Origin of the sequence: Nocardioides aquaticus, assembly GCF_018459925.1 — a bacterium.
Lineage (GTDB): Bacteria > Actinomycetota > Actinomycetes > Propionibacteriales > Nocardioidaceae > Nocardioides > Nocardioides aquaticus.
Window position 1 is genome coordinate 3022997 of the sequence record NZ_CP075371.1, and the last position, 19508, is coordinate 3042504.

Sequence of the window (19508 nt, forward strand, 5' to 3'; positions counted from 1 at the left end):
TCGTGCCGCGAGCCGGCCGGAGCCCACAGCTCCCCCGGGTCAGGGGACGAACACGTCCTGGGCCTCCTGGCCGGTCTCGCCGAGCGGGCCCTCCTCGGTCCCGTCCACGGTCACCAGCAGCCCGCCGTCGGTGGAGCTGATCCGGACGGGCGGGGCGACGTCGAGCTGGATGGTCTGCATGAACGCCAGCTGGTCGTCGAAGACGACCTGCGAACCGCTGCGCACGATCACCTGGGCGCCACCACCGGCGGCGGTCAGCTCGACCGGCACCGCGGCACCGGTGCCGGTCGCGACGCCGTTGTCGACGCCGCCGCTGCTGTTCAGGCGCGGGGTGGGCGGAGCCAGGTCGGACGGGCGGTCGACGACCAGCCGGGCGACCGACCAGACCAGGATCACCGTCATCGCCGCCGCGACCAGGACCGACCAGTTCGGACCGCCGCGGGTGCCGCGGATCGAGCCGCCCGCACCGGTCGCCAGCTCGGCCTCGAAGACCCGGCGGGCGTCGATCGGCGCGTCGGCGTAGTGCTCGTCGTAGGCGGCCAGCAGCGGGGCCGAGTCGGTGCCCAGCACGCGGGCCAGGGTGCGCAGGTGCCCCTTGGCGTAGAAGTCCCCGCCGCACGGCGCGAAGTCGTCGACCTCGATCGACTCGATCACGTGCGGACGGATCCGGGTGCGGTCGGCCAGCTGGTCGACGGACAGACCGAGCCGGGTACGGGCCGCGGCCAGCTCGGGGCCGATCACCGGGTCGGTCACCGGCAGCGGCGCGTAGTCGTCGAGGACCAGCGGGTCGACGGCCTCGCCGGCCCGGGCGATCGGGCGGACCCGGTCGCCCCACACCGAGGTCTCCTCGACCAGGTTGACGCTGCCGTCGCGGCGCAGCTCGCGCGCCTCGGGCAGCCGGGAGCGGTCACTGTCGTCGTCGGTCTCCGAGGGGTCCAGGCGCAGCGCGGCCGCGCCGAGCACCACGTCGGCGCGGGTGCCGCTGGACAGGTCGCGCCACGGCAGCGGGGTGCTGCTCGCCACGACGGTCGGCGTCGGGGCCGGCAGCCCCGCGTCGTCGTGCCGGGACCGGGTACGGCCGGTGTCCGCGACCTCGGCGCCCTCGTCCTCGTCCTCGTCGTCGGCGTCGGCGTCGGCGAGCTCGGCGCGCTCGGCCCGCGCCGCGCGCCGCTCCTCGACCCACCGGCCCAGCCGCGCGGCCAGGCCCTCGCGGGCCTCGTCGTCCTCGTCCAGCTCGTCCTGCTGCTCGTCGACAGGCTCGTCGACCGGCTCGTCGACCGGCTCAGCAGCCACCGGCACCTCGACCGGCTCAGCAGCCACCGTGACCCGCCCGGCGTCGACCACCTCGGTCGCACCGTCGGCCAGCGCGCGCAGGGCGCCCGGCAGGTCGTCGGTGCCGACCACGCGGGTGGTCAGGCTCAGCGGCACGGTCAGCGGGTCGTCGTCGGCGGCCACGCCCACGAAGGACAGCGACCCGTCGCGGACGGGCCCGCGGCGGGGGCGGTGCTCGACGCGGTCGACCTGGTCCCAGGTCAGGCCGTGCCAGGTCTGCCCGCGGCGCACGCGCACGCCCTGGTCGTCGGCCACGAGCACCGGGGTGCGGGCGTCGACGAAGGCGAGCAGGTTCACGACCCCGACCGCGCCCATCGCCAGGCAGAGCGCCCAGTCCAGCGGGGCGCCGGAGGCCATCGCCCGTGCCAGCCAGGCCAGGGCGACCAGGCAGCCGGCGACGCCGACCCCCCCGGTCACCGCGCCGCGGCGGCGCACCTCGACCTCGGCACGGTCGTGGCCGTCCTCGACCCCGGACTCGATCAGCTGCACGTCGTTCACTGTTCCCCCTGGATGATGGCGATGACGCCGTCGACCTCGTCGGGCTTGACCAAGACGTCGCGGGCCTTGGACCCCTCGCTGGGACCCACCACCCCGCGACTCTCGAGGATGTCCATCAGGCGCCCGGCCTTGGCGAAACCCACGCGCAGCTTGCGCTGGAGCATCGAGGTCGAGCCGAACTGCGTGGAGACGACGAGCTCGATGGCCTGGACCACGAGGTCCAGGTCGTCACCGATGTCGTCGTCGAGGTCACGCTTGGCGGCCGCGGGGGCGGTGACGTCCTCGCGGTAGGTCGGCTGCAGCTGGGTCTTGCAGTGGGCCACGACCTGGGCGATCTCGGCCTCGGTCACCCAGGAGCCCTGGATGCGCGCGGGCTTGGAGGCGCCCATCGGCAGGAACAGCCCGTCACCCTGGCCGACCAGCTTCTCGGCGCCCGGCTGGTCGAGGATGACCCGGCTGTCGGCCAGCGAGGACGTGGCGAAGGCGAGCCGCGACGGCACGTTGGCCTTGATCAGGCCGGTCACGACGTCCACCGAGGGGCGCTGGGTGGCCAGCACCAGGTGGATGCCCGCGGCGCGGGCCAGCTGGGTGATCCGCACGACCGCGTCCTCGACGTCGCGCGGGGCGACCATCATCAGGTCGGCCAGCTCGTCGACGATGACCAGCAGGTAGGGGTACGGCGAGAGCACCCGCTCGCTGCCCTCGGGCAGCTCGACCTTGCCGGCCCGCACGGCCTTGTTGAAGTCGTCGATGTGGCGGAACCCGAAGTTCGCCAGGTCGTCGTAGCGCAGGTCCATCTCGCGCACGACCCAGGCCAGCGCCTCGGCGGCCTTCTTGGGGCTGGTGATGATCGGGGTGATCAGGTGCGGCACGCCCTCGTAGGCGTTCAGCTCGACCCGCTTGGGGTCGACCATGATCATCCGCACCTCGTCGGGCGTGGAGCGCATCAGCACCGAGGTGATCATCGAGTTGATGAAGGAGCTCTTGCCCGAGCCGGTCGCGCCGGCCACCAGCAGGTGCGGCATCTTGGCCAGGTTGGCGACCACGAAGCCGCCCTCGACGTCCTTGCCGAGCCCGGCGACCATCGGGTGGTGGTCGTTGCGGGCGACGGTCGAGCGCAGGACGTCACCGAGGGAGACGATCTCCTTGTCGAGGTTCGGGATCTCGATGCCGATCGCGGACTTCCCCGGGATCGGGCTCAGGATCCGCACGTCGGCCGACGCGACGGCGTAGGCGATGTTCTTGCTCAGCGCGGTGACCTTCTCGACCTTGACCGCGGGGCCGAGCTCGACCTCGTAGCGGGTCACCGTGGGGCCCCGGGTGTAACCGGTGACCTGGGCGTCGATCGCGAACTCGTCGAGGACCTGGGTCAGCCGGTCGACGACCGCGTCGCTGGCCTTGGAGCGGGCCTTGTGGACCGAGCCGGGCTTGAGCACCTCGCTGGTCGGCAGGCTGTAGACGACGTCGCCCGACAGCGCGAGCTGCTCGACGCGGGCCGGGAGGTCGGCGTGCGGCGGCGCGGCCAGCTCGACCTGCTCGGGCTCGGGGTCCGGGGCGGGCCGGCGGCGCGGGCTGCGCGCGGCGGGAGCCTCGTCCGGGACGGGCGCCATCCCGAGCTGGGTGTCCTCGGAGTCCGCGTCGACGTCGTACGGCGCGTCCTCGGCGGGCGCGGCCTTCCTCGCCCGCTTGCGGATCTCGCGGTCGGAGAGGACCGGGCTGTCGTACGGCGGGTCGCCCGCGTCGGGGTCGACCTCGTCGGCCGGCCGGCGGGTGCGGATCGGCTGGGTGGGGGCACCGTCGTCGAGGGAGTCCTCGTCGTACGGCGCCCGGCCCAGGAGCAGGTCGCGCAGGTCGGCGAGCCGCTCGGGGACCCGGTAGACGGGCGTGGCGGTGATGACCAGGACGCCGAAGAGGCAGAGCAGCAGCAGCACCGGCACCACGACGAAGGGGGTGCGGAGCAGGTCGAGCAGGAGCGAGGCGACGACGTAGCCGACCGCTCCCCCGCCCTGGCGCAGCGGCGAGGTGTCGCCGGCCAGCGGCTGCGGGTCGCCGGCAGCGACGTGGACGATCCCGAGCACGCCGAACGACAGCGCGGACCAGCCGATCACCTGGCGGCCGGCGGGACCGTTGCGGACCGGGTCGCGCATGACGCGCCACCCCGCGACGACCAGCGCCAGCGGCACCAGCCAGCCGACCTGCCCGACGCTGCCGGTGACCAGGGTGCGGGCCAGCTCCATGGCGCCACCGGGCACCTCGAACCAGACCGCGGCGGCCGCGACCAGCGCGAGGCCGAGCAGGACCAGGCCGGCACCGTCGCGACGGTGCTCGGGCTCGAGGTCGCGGGCGGTGTGCCCGATCCCGCGGGCAGCGGCGCCGACGCCGCCGGCGACCGCGCCCCAGGTCGCCGCGACCCCGCGGGCCCCGACCCCGGCCACGCGCACCACCGGGCTCGGCCCGGAGCGCACCGCGCGGGGCGCGGGCCGCTTCTTCGGGGTCGAGCGGGAGGTCGAGCGGGAGGAGGGGCTGGGGGGCTTCCGCGTGCTCCGGGTACGAGGAGTCGAGGAGCCCTTGCCGCCCGTGGACCGGCTGGCGCTGGTCGACGTGGACGAGGACGTGCTCTTGCTCCGCGACCCCGGCGGGGAAGACGTACGGGTCGCCATGGTCGACACCCTAGTTCTGTGCCACATGCGTCCCACGGACCACAGCAGTGCGTGTCTTGGGGCCGACCGGACGGCCCGGGAGCCCACCGATCCGTCCACGCCCGCCCCACAGGGCGACCACGCGACGGTGTCGTCGGGTCGACGTGGCGGTGACGCCAGGGTGACACCGAGTTGTTACGCAGAGGTCTGGACCAATCCCGCCCCCGTCCTTAGGGTGCGACAGGCGGGACGGCCACCCCGGACCGCACACCACACCCACTCGGAGGGAACAACACGTGAAGATCCTCAGGCAGGGCTTGGCCCTCGCCGTTCTCGGGGCAGGGCTCACGGCGGTGTCGCCGCTCTCGGCCACCGCGGCCCCAGCCGCACCCGACCGCACGCTCGTCCAGCGGATGCAGGACGACGCCAGCGGCCAGGTCCGGGTCTCGGACGAGCGCGCCACCGGCAAGATCAGCTTCATCCGCGCCACCGGCTCCGGCAGCGACCTGCTGCCCGGCACGGCCGCCGACTCCGCGGCCTCGGCCGTGGACAAGGCCGAGGCCTACGTCGACGAGTTCGCCCCGGCCTTCGGTGCCCCGAGCGAGCAGCTGGTGCGCGAGGGCGTCACCCGCGACGAGCTCGGCACCGTCGTGACCTGGACCCAGGAGTACGACGGCGTCCCCGTCTTCGGCTCGATGCTCAAGGCCCACCTCGACGACCAGGGCGACCTCACGGCCGTCAACGGCGAGCTGGTGCCGGTCCAGGGCCTCAGCACCGACCCGGCGATCTCCGCCGCCGAGGCCGGTCGCGCCGCCGTCGCGATGGTCAAGGCCCAGCCCCCCACCGACGACGAGGGCAAGGCCGGCTCGGTCGCCGGCATCGAGGCCAAGGACCCGTCCCTGCTGGTCTACCGCTCGGGCCTGGCCCAGGGCGTGGCCGGCGGCGAGAACGAGCTGGCGTACTCGATCGAGGTCGGCAACGACGCGAACGTGCGCGACATGGTCTTCGTCGACGCCCAGACCGGCAAGATCCTCAACCGCTACTCCCTGGTCCACGGCGCGCTCGAGCGCGAGCTCTACGAGGCCGACCAGAACCGCAACCTCGAGCTGGTCTGGCAGGAGGGCGACCCGCTGCCCGGCGACCTGAACACCGACCAGGAGAACCTGGTCCGCTCCACGGGTGAGTCGTACTGGCTGTTCAAGAACGCCTTCGGCCGCGACAGCTACGACGGCGCCGGCGCGGTGATGCGCACCATCAACAACGACCCCGCCATCGCCTGCCCCAACGCGAACTGGAACGGCACGACCACCAACTACTGCGACGGCGTCACCTCCGACGACGTCGTGTCCCACGAGTGGGGCCACGCCTACACCGAGTACACCCACGGCCTGATCTACCAGTGGCAGCCGGGTGCGCTCAACGAGGGCTACTCCGACGTCTTCGGCGAGACCCTCGACCTGATCAACGGCCGCGAGGACGAGGGCGAGGGCGACATCAGCTCCCCGCGCCCGGTCGACACGTGCTCGACGAACTCCCCGGCCAAGCCGGTGCTGACGATCAACGCGCCCGGCTCGATCGCCCGCGACTGCCTCACCGGCGGCGCCTCGTTCGGTGAGCAGCTCACCGCCGAGGGCATCACCGGCGACGTCGTCGCCCCCACCGACGAGGTGGAGCCGGGCGGCGGGACCGCCCTCGACGGCTGCTCGCCCTACGAGCAGGACGTCACCGGCAAGATCGTGCTGGTCGACCGCGGCCTGTGCGCCTTCACCGAGAAGGCCGAGATGGCCACCGAGGAGGGCGCGGCCGCGCTGATCATCGGCAACCGTGACGACGCCCCGATCGGGATGTCCGGCGACGACCAGAGCCTGGTCGCCACCGTCTCGATCGGTCTCACCGACCGTGAGGCCATCCGTACCGCGCTCACCGGCGGCGAGACCGTCAACGTGACCATGAAGGACGCCGGCGGCGAGCGCACCAGCTCCTTCCGCTGGCTCGTGGGTGAGAAGTCCGGCGCCTTCGGCGGCGCGATCCGCGACATGTGGAACCCCACCTGCTACGGCGACCCGGGCAAGGTCAGCGACGCCGAGTACAAGTGCTCCACCGACGACAACGGCGGCGTGCACTCCAACTCCGGCGTGGTCAACCGCGGCTACTCGCTGCTCGTCGACGGCGGCGACTACAACGGCGTCGAGGTCGGCGGCATCGGTCTCGACAAGTCGCTGAACATCTACTACAAGGCGATGCTCGACTACCAGACGCCGGCCAGCGACTTCGTGGACCACGCGAACTCGCTGGAGGCCTCCTGCGCCGACCTGACCGGCAAGGCCATCAACGAGCTGTCCACCGAGCCCAACGACGTGGTCCGGGCGGTCGACAAGATCACCGCCGACGACTGCGCCCAGGTCGCGGCGATGGCCCAGGCCGTCGAGCTGCGGCTCGACCCGACCGACAAGTGCAACTTCGAGCCGCTGCTCGCCCCGGGCGACCCGGGCACCTGCGGTGAGGGCTTCACCGGCACCGAGGTCTTCTCCGAGGACTTCGAGAACGGTCTGGACGCCTGGACCCTCGAGGGCGACAACGTCTACGGCGGGGAGACCTTCCCGTGGACCACGACGCGCACCTACCGCGGCGACCACGAGTCCACGGTGGCCTTCGCGCCGGGGCCCGACGAGGGCGACTGCTCCGCTACGGCCTCCGACATCTCGTCGGTGGACTGGATGACCAGCGGTGACATCGAGCTGCCCGCGGACGGCACCACGCCGCGGATGTCGTTCGAGCACTACGTGGCCACCGAGCTCGGCTTCGACGGCGGCAACGTGCAGGTCGCCGTCGACGGCGGCGAGTTCGCGCCCGTCCCGGCGGAGGCCTTCGCCTTCAACGCCCCCGACCAGATCTCGACCGAGGCGGAGGGCAACACCAACCCGCTCGCGGGCCAGCCGGGCTTCACCGGCACCGACGGCGGTTCGGTCTTCGGCAGCTGGGGCACCTCGGTCGTCGACCTGGGCCAGGCCGGCGTCGCGCCGGGCGACACCATCCAGGTCCGCTTCGCGATGGGCCGCGACGGTTGCGGCGGCTCCAGCTTCTTCGGCTGGAACGTCGACAACATCGCGGTCGCGCTCTGCGAGGAGGTCCCGGCGGAGCCCGTCGCGACCACGACGACCTTCCAGCGGACGATCCCGCAGCCGGTGCGTACCGGCAAGCCGTTCGTGGCCAAGGTGAAGGTCGTCGCCGAGGACGGCAGCGTCCCCTCCGGCCAGGTCGCCCTGCGCTCGCGTGGGCGCATCGTCGGCACCGACGGGGTCAACGCCCGCGGCGTCGCGCTGATCGAGTCGACCAGGCGCTTCGCCAGGCCCGGGACGCCCACGATGACGGCGGTGTTCCAGGGTGGCGAGCTGCTCGAGAAGAGCTCGGACCGGTTCACGGTGCGCGTCGTGCGCCGCTGAGCCAGCACCCCCGCGGCACCGCAGCACCGCACCAGGCAGGGCCCCGTCGGACATCGTCCGGCGGGGCCCTCGCCGTTGCGAGGTGGCTCTCAGCCGCGCCCGCGGGGCAGACAGACCCGGAACGTGCTGCCGACGCCGAGGTCGGAGCGCACCACGATCCGCCCGCCGTGCAGGTGCACGATGCGCCGTGAGATGGCCAGCCCCAGCCCGGATCCCGGCAGCGACAACGCCTCGGGGTTGGTCGAGCGGTGGAAGGCCGAGAACAGGTGGACCTGGTCGGCGGCGGAGATGCCCAGGCCGGTGTCGGTGCACTCCAGCCAGACCCCGCCCGCGTCGTCGGACCCGACGCCGACGGTGACCTCGCCGCCGCGGGGGGTGTACTTGACCGCGTTGCCGAGCAGGTTGTCCACCACGGTCCCCAGCTCGTCGGGGTCGGCGTCGACCGGCACGGTCTCGCTGGGCACGTCGAGGTTGAGCACCAGTCCCCCACGCTCGGCCTGGACCGCGATCAGCTCGACGCTGGCGGCCGCGAGCACGCGCAGGTCGACCGGGCGGGGGACGTGGACCCGCGACTCCTGCAGGGCGGAGTAGTCCAGCAGGTTCTGCACGAGCCGGTCCAGCCGCCGGGCGTTGCGGGCGATCGCCTCGACCGACCCGATGCCGGTCTCGAGGTCGGTGAGCAGCTCGGCGTGGCCGACGATCGAGCTCAGCGGGGTCTTCAGCTCGTGGGAGATCGTGGCGATCAGCTCACCCCGGTACCGGTCGAGCTCCCGCAGCTCCCCCACGAGGTGCCGCTCGCGCTCGAGGACCCGGGCGTCGAGGACCACCCGGCCCAGCAGGCGCCCGATCTCGCCGACCGTCTCCTGCTCCAGCTCGCTCCACGTGCTCGTCCCGGGCCGTCGGGCCACCAGCAGGTAGCCCGACGTGTCGCGCTCGCCCACCGGGGCGAGCAGCAGCGTGGCGTCGCACTTCTCCGGGGCCAGCCCGGAGACGCGCGTGAGCTCCGTCGGCCCCAGGACGGCGGGATGGCCGGAGCGGGCCGCCCCGACCGCGAGCCCGGCGGCGACCCGGGCCAGCGTCAGCGAGCCCCCGGGGTGGGTGGCGAAGAAGTGGGAGTCCTCGAGGTTCTCCAGGTCACCGGAGGTGACGCAGCGGATGGCCACCTCGTCGACGCCGAACCCGTCCGCCACGGCACGTCCGACCCCTTCCAGGGTCAGGTCGAGGTCGGCGAGCCGGGCCGCCGCCGAGGCGGCGCTGAGGACCTCGCCCATCCGGACCTGCGTGGCCAGCCGGTCGCGCTGCTGGGCGTTGTCCATGGCCAGGCCGGCCTGCACCACGAACATCTCCAGCAGCTCGCGCTCGAGCTCGCCCGGCACCATGCCGTCGGCCGGCAGGTCCACCGACATGTTGCCCAGCAGCCGGCCGGTGGCCGACCACAGCGGGGCGTACAAGGTGTCCAGGGGGTGCCAGGCGCCCTCGACCGGGCTGGGCTCGAGGTCGGGCACCCAGGCGGCCTCCTCGAGGGGCGCCGGGAGCCGGTCGTGCGGCAGGAAGCGCAGCACGCCCCACTCGTCGGCGAGGTCGAACTCGTTGACCAGCGAGGCCACGGGCGTGCGCCGGCCCAGCAGGAGGTCGCGCACGTGCGGCGGGGCGGCGACGTTCGTCATCACCAGCGTGTCGGTCTCGAGCCGGGAGATCGCGGCCACCCCGAAGCCGAGCACCTCGACGACGCCGTGGGCGACCTCGTCGAGCACCTCGGAGAGGTCCGCGGAGGCGTTGACCCGCTGCATCAGCCGGTAGAGGCGACGCAACGCCTCAGGTCGCGAGGACGCAACGACGTTCATCGGACGGGCTCCCGAGGTGTTCTGGTCCACCGAGGACCGAGGCGGCATCCCGGAGTCTAGGCACCCGGACCCGCCTGTGGGCGGGATTGAGGCGACCGGTCAGGCCACGACCACCACGGGCACGATCATCGGACGCCGTCGGTGGGTGCGGCTGACCCACCGACCGAGGGTCCGGCGGAGCACCTGCTGCAGCTGCTGGACGTCGGTCGTGCCGTCGGCCAGGGCCTCGGTCAGCGCGGCGACGACCTCCGCGCGGACGTCGGTGAAGTCGACGCCCTGGAGCGCGTTGCCCCGGGCGTGCACCTCGGGCGCGGCCAGCACGGCGCCGCGCTCGAGGTCGAGGACCGCCACCACCGAGAGGAACCCCTCCTCCCCCAGGATCCGGCGGTCCTTGAGGTCGGACTCGGTGACCTGCCCGACCGAGGACCCGTCGACGTAGACGTACTCGCAGGGCACCCGGCCGACCACGTCGGCGCGCCCGTCGACCAGGTCCACGACCACGCCGTCCCCGGCGACGACGACGTCGGGGACCCCCGTACGCCGCGCCAGCTCGGCGTTGGCGCGCAGGTGACGGACCTCGCCGTGCACCGGCATCACGGCGCGCGGGCGGACGATGTTGTAGCAGTAGAGGAGCTCGCCGGCGCTGGCGTGGCCGGAGACGTGGACCAGCGCGTTGCCCTGGTGCACCACCCGCGCGCCGAGCCCGGCCAGGCCGTTGATCACCCGGTAGACGGCCGTCTCGTTGCCCGGGATCAGGCTGGAGGCCAGCACCACCGTGTCCTCCTCGCCGACCTGGACGAGCTGGTGGCTGCCCTGGGCCATCCGGCTCAGCGCGCTCATCGGCTCGCCCTGGGAGCCGGTGGAGACCAGCACCTGGCGCTCCGGCGGGAGGCCGGCGAGCTCCTTGGCCTCGACCACGACACCCTCGGGGACGCGCAGGTAGCCCAGGTCGCGGGCGATGGCCATGTTGCGCACCATCGAGCGGCCGACGTAGCCGACCTTGCGCCCGTGCGCGACCGCGGCGTCGAGGACCTGCTGCACGCGGTGGACGTGGGAGGCGAAGCAGGCCACGACCAGCCGGCCCTGCGCCCCGGCGAAGACCTGGTCGAGGACCGGGGTGATGCTGGTCTCGGCCGTGGTGAAGCCCGGCGTCTCGGCGTTGGTGGAGTCGGTGAGGAAGAGGTCCACGCCCTCCTCGCCCAGCCGCGCGAAGGCCCGCAGGTCGGTGAGCCGGCCGTCGAGGGGCAGCTGGTCCATCTTGAAGTCGCCGGTGTGCAGCACCAGCCCGGCGGTGGTGCGGATCGCGACGGCGAGCGCGTCGGGGATGGAGTGGTTGACCGCGACCAGCTCGAGCTGGAACGGGCCGAACGAGATGGTGTCGCCCTCGGCGACGACGTGCTGGACGCTCTGGCGCAGGCGGTGCTCGCGCAGCTTGGGCTCCAGCAGGGCCAGGGTCAGCCGCGAGCCGACGAGCGGGATGTCGGGGCGCTCCCGCAGGAGGTACGGCGTCGCGCCGACGTGGTCCTCGTGGCCGTGCGTCAGCACCAGCGCCTCGACGTCGCCGAGGCGGTCGCGGATCCAGGAGAAGTCGGGCAGGACCAGGTCGACGCCGGGCTGGTGGTCCTCGGGGAAGAGCACGCCGCAGTCGACGAGCAGCAGCCGGCCCTCGTGCTCGAAGACGGTCATGTTGCGACCGATGTCGCCCAGGCCGCCCAGCGGGACGACGCGGAGTCCGCCGGGTGTGAGCGCAGGCGGGTCGGAGAGCTCGGGGTGGGGCACGGGGACCTCTCGGTGAGGGTCGGTGGGGCGGCTGCTCAGAGGACGCCGGCGGCCTCGAGCCCGGCACGCAGCGCGGACACCTCGTCGTCGTCGAGGGCGGCCAGCGGGGGGCGCACGCGCCGGTTGTCCAGGACGCCCAGCAGCTCGAGCGCGGCCTTCGCGGTGGTGGCGCCGTAGTTCGCCGGACCCATCACGGCGTCCACGGCGGGCTGCATCGCCGTGTGGAGCTCCAGCGCGCGGACCGGGTCGCCGCCGAGGAAGGCGCGCACCATCTCGGCCAGCTGGTCGCCGACGACGTGGCCGGCGACGCTGACGACGCCGGCGGCGCCGTGCGCCAGCCAGGCGAGGTTCATCGGGTCGTCGCCGGAGTACACGGCGTAGCCCAGCCGTCGCAGCCGCAGCCCCCGGGCGAGGTCGCCGACCGCGTCCTTGACCGCGACGACGGGGTCCCAGGCGATGGCCTGCTCGTAGACGTCCATCGGGATCGTCGTGGCGGTGCGCCCCGGCACGTCGTAGAGCATCACCGGCACGTCGGTGGCCTCGACGACGCTGCGGAAGTGCAGCAGCACGCCGGCCGGCGACGGCTTGTTGTAGTACGGGGTGACCAGCAGCAGCCCGTCCGCACCGATCTCGGCGGCCTGGCGCGCCAGCTGCACGGAGTGGGCGGTGTCGTTGGTGCCGACGCCCGCGACCACCACGGCCCGGTCGCCGACCGCGTCCTTGACCGCGGCCAGGATCGCGCCGTCCTCGCGCACCGTGGTCGTCGGCGACTCCCCCGTGGTGCCGGAGACGACGACGCCGTCGTGGCCGTGGTCCACCAGGTGCACCGCGATCCGCGCGGTGGCCTCGAGGTCGACCCCGCCGTCCTCGTCGAACGCCGTGGCCATCGCCGTGAGGACCCGGCCGAACGGGGCCGCGGGGGTGGAGGTCATGGCGGCACGTTATCGCCCGAGCAGGCGCTGGTAGAGCACGAGGTGCGCGCGCGCCGCGCGCTCCCAGGTGTACGACGCGGCCACCGCGCGTCCGGGGGCCGGGTCCGGCGGCGTCGCCAGCACCCCGGCCAGCGCCGCCGCGGTCCCCGGTACGTCCGCGGCGTAGGCGACGGCGTCGCCGAGCACCTCGCGCAGCACCGGGAGGTCCCGCGCGACCACCGGCACGCCCGCGGCCAGCGCCTCCATCGCGGCCAGCCCGAAGCCCTCCTTGGTGGAGACCATGGCCAGCGCGTCGGCCTGCGCCACCAGCGCCGGCAGCTCGTCCTCGTCGAGCGTGCCGAGGACCACCGGCTCCACGTCGAGCTCGGCGCAGCGCCGGTCGAAGGCCGCGCGGTAGTCGCGGTAGTCGAACAGCGTCTCGCCGCCGCCGAGGACCAGCCGCCGCCCGGAGCGGAGGGCGGGCGGCAGCGCGGCGTACGCCTCGAGCAGGTCGAGGCTGGCCTTGCGCGGCTCGATGCCGCCGAGCGCCAGGACGTAGCGGCCCAGCCGGTCGGCCCACTGCGCCCGGCCGGGCGCGTCCTGCGCCCCCGCGGCGAACCGGGCCGCGTCGACGCCGTTGGGGATGACGGTGGCCGCACGCCCCCACCCGTCGCGCACCTCCGCGGCGACCGCGGCCGAGACGCAGACCAGGTCGCTCGGCGCCGCGACGGCGCGGTCGTGGCACGCCGCCAGCTCGGGCGTGGTGAAGGTGTCGAGGTGGTGCACGGTGCGCACGCACGGCAGCGCGGCGTTGGCCGAGATGCAGTCCTGGGCGTGCACCACGTCGTACGCCCCGCGCGCGGCGTCGAAGGCGTCGCGCAGGACGGCGATGGACCGCACGATCCGCTCCCCGACCCTCTCGTCGGCGACCTCGGGGAAGGCCACGGCGCGGACGCCGACCCGCGGGTCGACGGGGCGGAAGAACGTGGCGTCGCCGCCGCGCGCCAGGGTCCAGACGTCGACGCGGACGCCGAGCGCGACCAGCGCCTCGGCGAGGGCGAGGGTGTGCACGACGCCGCCGCGGGGCCGGGTGGAGTAGGTCAGCAGGGCGACCCGGGGCAGCGCGGGGGCGGACGAGGGGGCGGGGACGGTCACGGCCGCCCCTCGGCGACCGGCACGCGGTAGGCCGCGGGCACGAGCTCCTCGAGGTGGTGCAGCACCCGCCGGGCGCGCGCGACCTCGGCGGCGACGTCGACCTCGGCGACCGCGAGGCCGCCCTTGGCGCCGGTCCGGGCCAGCACGTCGCCGCCCGGGCCGACCACCTTGGCCTGGCCCAGGAACCTCAGCCCGCCCATCACGCCGGTCTGGTTCGACGAGGCCCACACGACCTGGTTCTCCGCGGCCCGGGCCTGGTCGTAGAGGTCGAACAGGCGGGCCTGGCGGTCGCGTGGGAGCCGGGAGGCGCGGTCGGTGACCGAGGCCGGCCAGGCCGAGAGGCAGGCGACGGCCTCCGCGCCACCGAGGGCCAGGGCGCGCGCGGTCTCGGGGAAGGTCTTGTCGTAGTCGATGAGCATCCCGAGCCGGCCGACCGGGGTGTCGAAGGCCCGGAAGGCGTCCCCGGCGGCGTAGACCAGGGCCTCCCCCGCCGGCTGGTGCACCTTGTGGTGCCGGCCCAGGACGCCGTCGCCGTGCACGCACACCGCGGCGTTGTAGAGCAGCGTCGAGCCACCGTCGGCGACCTCCTCGGCGTACCCCAGGCAGACCACCATGTCGCGGGCGGCCACGCGTACCCGGCGCACCTCCGGGCCGTCCTCGGCCAGCCCCGGCGGCAGCGAGTCGGGGTCGGGCCGGCGCAGGTCGGAGAGGTAGCCGCCCAGCGTCGCGTCGGGCAGGACCAGCAGGCCGACCCCGGCCTGCCGGGCCGCGGCGACGATGCCCTCGACCTTGTCCAGGGCGCGCCCCACGTCGCGCCCGAAGTGCCCGGCGACCGCGCCGATCCGGAGCGCGGGCACGCCCTCAGCCGACCCGCGCCGGTGCGCCCAGCGGCGCCCGGCGGGACCCGGTGACGCAGGAGACGACGTGCTCGGCGTCCTCGGCGACGCCCAGGAAGCGGCCCGAGCCCCAGGTGTGCAGCCAGGGCAGGCCGAGGAAGAAGAGCCCGGGCACGGAGGTGACGCCCCGCGTGTGCGTCGGGCGGCCGTTGCCGGCGAAGACGCCCACGTCGACCCAGCGGTAGTCGGCGCGGTAGCCGATCGCCCACACGATGCTGGTGACGCCCTCGGCCACCAGGTCGAGGGTGGCCGGGTCCTCCGCGGGCGCCCAGACGGGCTCGTACGACGACGGCGGTGGCGCGTCGATGCCCTCCCGCTCGACGAACCGGTCGATGTCGCGGTTGATCGAGCGGTACGTCTCGTCGGCCGCGTCGAGCGCCGCGGTCAGCGTGGGCCGGAACCGGACCTGGGAGTCCTCGCCGCCCTCGAGCAGGCCGTAGAGCCGCATCCCGTCGGCGGCGAACGCGCGCAGGTCGATGTCGCGGCCGCCGTCGCGGCCGGTGACGTAGTGGTTGGTCTTCTCCCGCGCGGCGAGCCCGCCGGGGTAGGAGGCGACCGGCGTGTCGTAGAGCCCCATGTCGCACAGCCAGGTCATCACGTCGCGGCCGCGGTAGCGGCGCGCCACCCGGGGCGCGTCGCCGACCGCGAGGTGCACCCGCCGACCGGCCAGGTGGAGGTCCTCGGCGATCTGGGCGCCCGACTGCCCGGAACCGACGACCAGGACGGCGCCGGCGGGCAGCTGGTCGGGGTGGCGGTAGTCGGCCGACTGGAGCTGGGTCACGGCCGGGTCGAGGGCCGGCGCCCACGCCGGCACGATCGGCAGGTGATAGCCGCCGGTCGCGATCACGACGTGGTCGGCGGTCATCGTGGCCGGGCCGTCGGGACCCTGGGTGGTGAGCACGAACCCGCCACCGTCCCGCTCCGTCAGCCGGGTCACCGCCGTGTGCTCGCGCACCGGCGGACCGAAGGTGGCGGGGTAGCCGGCCAACCAGGCCACGACCTCCTCGCGGGTCATGAAGCCGTCGGGGTCCGGGCCGTCGTAGGCGTAGCCCGGCAGCCGGCACTGCCAGTTCGGCGTGACCAGGGTGAAGGAGTCCCAGCGGCTGTCGGTCCACTCGTGGGTCAGGGTGCGGGCCTCGAGCACGACGTGGTCGACGCCGTCGCGGGTCAGGCACCAGCTGGTGGACAGCCCGGCCTGGCCACCGCCGACGACGGCGACCTCGTGGTGCTCGGTCTCGTCGTGCTGGGACGGGTACGGGGTCATCTGGTCTCCTCCGGGAGCGGCGGCCACATCGCGACCACCTCGACGAGGGCGGTGGGGTCGTAGGACGCGGCCGAGCGGCGGACCTGGGCGACGGTGGCGGCCGCGGAGGTGCAGGCGAACCCGTACCGCTCGCGGACGCGGTCGCTGGCGGTGGCCATCGCGCGGGCGGCCCGGTCGGTCAGCTCGGTGACGGTGTAGGTCGCCCCGGCGGCGAGGTGGTCGTGGACCACCAGCGACGGCGAGTAGCACTCCTCCACCCGGCCGTCGGGCCAGCGGACGGCGAAGCTCATCTCAGGCATGCGCGGCCACCCGGTCGTAGTCGTAGAGCTCCGGTCGGCGGTCGCCGAGGTGGAACATCGAACGGCGCGCGGTGCCGAGCACCTCGTCGACGTCGAGGGTGGCCACGGCCATCCCGGCGTCGGCGCCGGTGGAGGCCAGCACGTCACCGCCCGGGCCGACGACCTTGGCGTGGGAGACGAAGCGCAGCGAGCCGAAGGTGCCGACCTGGTTGGAGGCCAGCCACACGACCTGGTTCTCGAGCGCGCGGGCCTGGTCGAAGATGTTGAACCGGTGGGTCCACCGGTCCTCGGCGATCGAGCCGGCGGTGGCGGTGCGGGAGGCCGGCCAGGCCGAGATGCAGGCGATGATCCCGGCGCCGTCGAGCGCCAGCGCGCGGGCCGACTCGGGGAAGGCCTTGTCGTAGCAGATCAGCGCCCCGACCCGTCCGGCCGGCGTGTCGAAGGCGCGGAGGTCCTCCCCCGCCGCGTAGTGCAGGTCCTCGCCCAGCGGCTGGTGCACCTTGCGGTGCACGCCGAGCACGCCCTCGCCGCTGACCACGGCCGCGCTGTTGTAGCGCAGCGGGCCGTCGGCCTCGCAGAACCCCACCACCACCGTCATCTCCCGCGCCGCCGCGGCGACCCGGCGCAGCTCGGGCCCGGCGAGGTCGAGGACCGGGGGCAGCGAGTCGGGCTCCTCGTCGTGGGTGCCGTCGCGGCCGCGTCCCAGGGCGGAGAGGTACCCGCCCAGGCAGGCCTCCGGCAGCGCCAGCACGGACACGCCGCGGGCCCTGGCCTGGGCGGTGAGGGTCTCGACCTGGGCCAGGTCGGCGTCCAGGTCGCGGCCGAAGCCGGCGGCCACGGCCGCCACGCTGGTGCTCATCGGTGGTCCTCTCGGTGGGGGTGTCGGTCGGGTCGTCGGTCGGGTCGTCGGTCGGGGGTCGTTCGGCCGGCCGGGCCGAGCCCGGTGACCCCGGCGGCCACGGCCTCGGTGACCACGCCGTCGGGCCAGCGCAGCCCGACGCCGGCACCGGCCTCGAGCGCGCCGCAGGCCGCGGAGGTGAGGAAGCCGGGGAGGGCCTCGCCGGGCGTGCGCGAGGGCGCGTCGGTGGTGACGACGGCGAAGCCGGGGAAGCAGGTCAGCCAGTCGCCGGCCGCGGCGTCGGCCGGGGCGGGGACGTCGGCGACGTCGAGCACGGCGCGGCAGCCGCTGGCCTCGGCGAGCATGCCCACGGTGCCGACGAGGCCGGCCATGGAGACGTCCTTCGCGGCGGCCGGGGCGAGGGCGGGCACGACGCCGGCCAGCGCCTGGAGCTCGGCGGAGGTGCGGTGGGAGGAGGAGTCCCACTGGGCGCCGGTGTAGCCCGGCCTCCAGGCGCCGCCGAGGTCGGCGGTGACCCGCACCGCGTGGCCGGGGCGCCCGCCGGCACCGGGCACGGGCGCGGCCGCCCGGCCCAGGGCGGTCACCGACAGGGCGGCGGGGACACCGGTCTGGGTGTGCCCGCCCAGGACGGGGACGCCCCAGGCGCGGGAGGCCTCGCCGAGCCCGCGCAGGATGCGGCGGGTGAAGGAGGCGTCGCGCCCGGCGACGGCGTCGAGCAGCCCGACGGGCGTGGCGCCCATGGCGCACAGGTCGTTGACGTTGACCAGGACCGCGCACCAGCCGGCCCACTCCGGGTCCCGCTCGACCATCGCGGGCAGGATCGCGTCGCAGGCGGCGACCAGGTCGCTGCCGGGCACGGGCGAGGCGTCGTCGCCGAGGAACCCGGCCGGGCTGGTGACGAGGCCGTCGAGCAGGCCGCCGAGCGCGGCCTTGGTCGAGGCCACCAGCCGTTGGACCCGCGCGAGCGGCCAGTCGACCTCGACGTGCGGGTGGCCGTGCAGGTGGGTGCGGCCGCGGACCTGCCAGCCGAGACGGCGGAACAGCACCTCGTTCTGCGCCTGCACGGTGGCGTCGAAGCGCAGGGCTCCGGCCGACTCGGCCTCGGCGCAGGCGGCGCGGACCAGGGAGGCGCCGACGCCCAGGCCGACCCGGGCGTCGGGGGCGACGACCAGCCGGGAGCCGCGCCACCACCCCGGGTCGTGTCCCGGGGCGACCGCGGGGTGGTGGGCGGGGTGGACCCGGACGCCGCCGAGCACGTCGCCGTCCGGGGACCGGGCGACGAGCACGCGGGTGCGGGGGTCCTCGTCGACGTCGTCCGCGTCGGTGGTGGCGAAGAGGCCCTGCTCGGCCACGAAGGCGTCGTGGCGCAGCCGGCGGTAGGCGGCGAGGTCGGCGCCGGCGGCGGGTACGACGACGTACGCCTCGGGGTCGACGGCGGCGGGAGTGCGCGGGCGTCCGGTGAGGACGACGTCGCCGACCAGCCCGGTCACGACGCCTGCTCCGCGGCCGACGGGCAGGCGCCGAGCGCCGAGCAGGCGCCGCAGGCCGCGCAGCCCGCGGCCTGGTCGGCCCCGGCCATCCCGGCCTCGCGCAGCGCCTCGGCGACACGGGAGGTGGCGTCGTAGACCAGCTCGTGCGGCGGGGCGCCGACGCCGTCGACGTCGGTGGCCAGGGTGCCGGCCAGCGGGCGGAACGGCACGACGAAGGGGTAGACGCCGGTCGCGATCAGCTCGCGGGCGCCGGCGACGAGCTCGTCGGGGTCCTCGCCGAGACCGATCAGCAGGTAGGTCGAGACCTGGTTCCAGCCGAAGACGCGGACGGCCTCGGCCCAGGCCGCGCGGTACTCCGCCATCGGCACGACCCCCTTGGAGGGCATCCACCGGCGGCGGACGTCGTCGTCGAGCGACTCGACGTGGATGCCGATCGAGCGGGCGCCGGCGTCGTACAGCTCCTGGAGGGTGGCGAGGTCGCCGGGCGGCTCGCACTGCACCTGGATCGGGAGGTCGGGCAGCACCTCGCGGACCGCGCGCACGCAGCGGGCGAGGTGGGTGGCGCCGCGGTCGCGGCCGTTCGAGGTGCCGGTGGTCATCACCATCTGGCTGATGCCGTCGAGCTCGTACGCCGCCTGGGCGACCTCGGCGACCTGCGCGGGGGTCTTGACCGCGACCGTCGAGCCCTGGCGCAGCGACTCCTCGATCGCGCAGAAGCGGCAGCGCTCGGCCTCCTCGTAGCGCACGCAGGTCTGCACGACCGTGGTGGCGAGCACGTGCGCGGAGTGCAGGCGGGCGAGCTTCTCGTACGGCACGCCGTCGGCGGTGGTGAGGTCGTAGAACCGTGGCCGGGCCACCGACTCGACGCCCATCCCGGTGTCGGCCCCGTCGAGCAGGAGCCGCCCGCCGGCCACGGAGTACGGGCTGCGGGGGTTGAGCGGGACGGCCGCGCCGACGCCGTCGAGGAGCACGTGCCCGTCGTCGCTGGGGCCCGCGCCGGCGCGGCGCGCGACGGGCGCGTCGAGCAGGCGGATGCCCTGGATCGCGACGTCGACACGGGTCGAGCGCGGGGACGGGGTGTGCGGCGCGGCCATCTCGC

13 protein-coding genes are annotated in these 19508 nt (G+C 74.7%); 1 reads left to right on the plus strand and 12 read right to left on the minus strand.

Annotated elements, in window-relative coordinates; all coding sequences use genetic code 11:
• Positions 1 to 39: 39 nt before the first annotated feature.
• The gene (locus ENKNEFLB_RS14650) at positions 40 to 1821 is read right to left on the minus strand and encodes a helix-turn-helix domain-containing protein (protein WP_214056082.1); all 1782 of its coding nucleotides are present in this window, start codon (positions 1819 to 1821) and stop codon (positions 40 to 42) included.
• A gap of 5 nt (positions 1822 to 1826) precedes the next feature.
• Positions 1827 to 4490 carry an FtsK/SpoIIIE family DNA translocase gene (locus tag ENKNEFLB_RS14655; RefSeq protein ID WP_214056083.1) on the minus strand — a complete coding sequence of 888 codons (2664 nt, stop codon included), beginning with the start codon at positions 4488 to 4490 and terminating at the stop codon, positions 1827 to 1829.
• A 275-nt stretch (positions 4491 to 4765) separates the two neighbouring features.
• Between ENKNEFLB_RS14655 and ENKNEFLB_RS22925 the strand changes: the two genes are divergently transcribed.
• Positions 4766 to 7912: a M4 family metallopeptidase gene (locus ENKNEFLB_RS22925; RefSeq protein ID WP_214056084.1), complete on the plus strand. Its 3147-nt coding sequence runs from the start codon at positions 4766 to 4768 to the stop codon at positions 7910 to 7912.
• Between the two features lie 89 nt (positions 7913 to 8001).
• Here the strand turns inward: ENKNEFLB_RS22925 and ENKNEFLB_RS14665 are convergent, their stop codons facing one another.
• The 10 genes from ENKNEFLB_RS14665 to ENKNEFLB_RS14710 all read right to left on the minus strand — a co-directional run bounded on the left by ENKNEFLB_RS14665 (position 8002) and on the right by ENKNEFLB_RS14710 (position 19503).
• On the minus strand, positions 8002 to 9756 hold the full coding sequence (locus tag ENKNEFLB_RS14665; RefSeq protein ID WP_214056085.1) for a sensor histidine kinase: 1755 nt from the start codon (positions 9754 to 9756) through the stop codon (positions 8002 to 8004).
• Positions 9757 to 9855: 99 nt separating this feature from the next.
• Complete coding sequence (locus tag ENKNEFLB_RS14670; protein WP_246535566.1) at positions 9856 to 11535, minus strand: ribonuclease J; 1680 nt, start codon at positions 11533 to 11535, stop codon at positions 9856 to 9858.
• A 35-nt stretch (positions 11536 to 11570) separates the two neighbouring features.
• Positions 11571 to 12467: a 4-hydroxy-tetrahydrodipicolinate synthase gene (gene dapA / locus ENKNEFLB_RS14675; RefSeq protein WP_214056086.1), complete on the minus strand. Its 897-nt coding sequence runs from the start codon at positions 12465 to 12467 to the stop codon at positions 11571 to 11573.
• Positions 12468 to 12476: 9 nt separating this feature from the next.
• On the minus strand, positions 12477 to 13601 hold the full coding sequence (locus ENKNEFLB_RS14680; protein WP_246535567.1) for an MSMEG_0565 family glycosyltransferase: 1125 nt from the start codon (positions 13599 to 13601) through the stop codon (positions 12477 to 12479).
• Positions 13598 to 14458, minus strand: coding sequence for a carbon-nitrogen hydrolase family protein (locus ENKNEFLB_RS14685; RefSeq protein WP_214056087.1), 861 nt, complete (start codon positions 14456 to 14458; stop codon positions 13598 to 13600). The genes ENKNEFLB_RS14680 and ENKNEFLB_RS14685 overlap by 4 nt, the downstream gene beginning before the upstream one ends.
• Before the next feature lie 4 nt (positions 14459 to 14462).
• Positions 14463 to 15761 carry an MSMEG_0569 family flavin-dependent oxidoreductase gene (locus tag ENKNEFLB_RS14690; RefSeq protein WP_214056088.1) on the minus strand — a complete coding sequence of 433 codons (1299 nt, stop codon included), beginning with the start codon at positions 15759 to 15761 and terminating at the stop codon, positions 14463 to 14465.
• Positions 15758 to 16060: an MSMEG_0570 family nitrogen starvation response protein gene (locus tag ENKNEFLB_RS14695; protein WP_214056089.1), complete on the minus strand. Its 303-nt coding sequence runs from the start codon at positions 16058 to 16060 to the stop codon at positions 15758 to 15760. The genes ENKNEFLB_RS14690 and ENKNEFLB_RS14695 overlap by 4 nt, the downstream gene beginning before the upstream one ends.
• The gene (locus ENKNEFLB_RS14700) at positions 16053 to 16919 is read right to left on the minus strand and encodes a carbon-nitrogen hydrolase family protein (RefSeq protein WP_214056090.1); all 867 of its coding nucleotides are present in this window, start codon (positions 16917 to 16919) and stop codon (positions 16053 to 16055) included. The genes ENKNEFLB_RS14695 and ENKNEFLB_RS14700 overlap by 8 nt, the downstream gene beginning before the upstream one ends.
• Positions 16916 to 18409, minus strand: coding sequence for an MSMEG_0567/sll0787 family protein (locus ENKNEFLB_RS14705; protein ID WP_214056091.1), 1494 nt, complete (start codon positions 18407 to 18409; stop codon positions 16916 to 16918). The genes ENKNEFLB_RS14700 and ENKNEFLB_RS14705 overlap by 4 nt, the downstream gene beginning before the upstream one ends.
• Positions 18406 to 19503 carry an MSMEG_0568 family radical SAM protein gene (locus tag ENKNEFLB_RS14710; protein ID WP_214056092.1) on the minus strand — a complete coding sequence of 366 codons (1098 nt, stop codon included), beginning with the start codon at positions 19501 to 19503 and terminating at the stop codon, positions 18406 to 18408. Before ENKNEFLB_RS14710 ends, ENKNEFLB_RS14705 begins: the two co-directional genes overlap by 4 nt.
• Positions 19504 to 19508 lie beyond the last annotated feature (5 nt).

Excerpts from the sequence above, each read along its gene's own strand:
- ENKNEFLB_RS14695 (WP_214056089.1), bottom strand. The coding sequence starts at position 16,060 with ATGCCTGAGATGAGCTTCGCCGTCCGCTGGCCCGACGGCCGGGTGGAG.
- ENKNEFLB_RS14710 (WP_214056092.1), bottom strand. The coding sequence starts at position 19,503 with ATGGCCGCGCCGCACACCCCGTCCCCGCGCTCGACCCGTGTCGACGTC.
- ENKNEFLB_RS14700 (WP_214056090.1), bottom strand. The coding sequence starts at position 16,919 with ATGAGCACCAGCGTGGCGGCCGTGGCCGCCGGCTTCGGCCGCGACCTG.
- ENKNEFLB_RS14655 (WP_214056083.1), bottom strand. The coding sequence starts at position 4,490 with ATGGCGACCCGTACGTCTTCCCCGCCGGGGTCGCGGAGCAAGAGCACG.
- ENKNEFLB_RS14690 (WP_214056088.1), bottom strand. The coding sequence starts at position 15,761 with ATGACCCCGTACCCGTCCCAGCACGACGAGACCGAGCACCACGAGGTC.
- dapA (WP_214056086.1), bottom strand. The coding sequence starts at position 12,467 with ATGACCTCCACCCCCGCGGCCCCGTTCGGCCGGGTCCTCACGGCGATG.
- ENKNEFLB_RS14665 (WP_214056085.1), bottom strand. The coding sequence starts at position 9,756 with ATGAACGTCGTTGCGTCCTCGCGACCTGAGGCGTTGCGTCGCCTCTAC.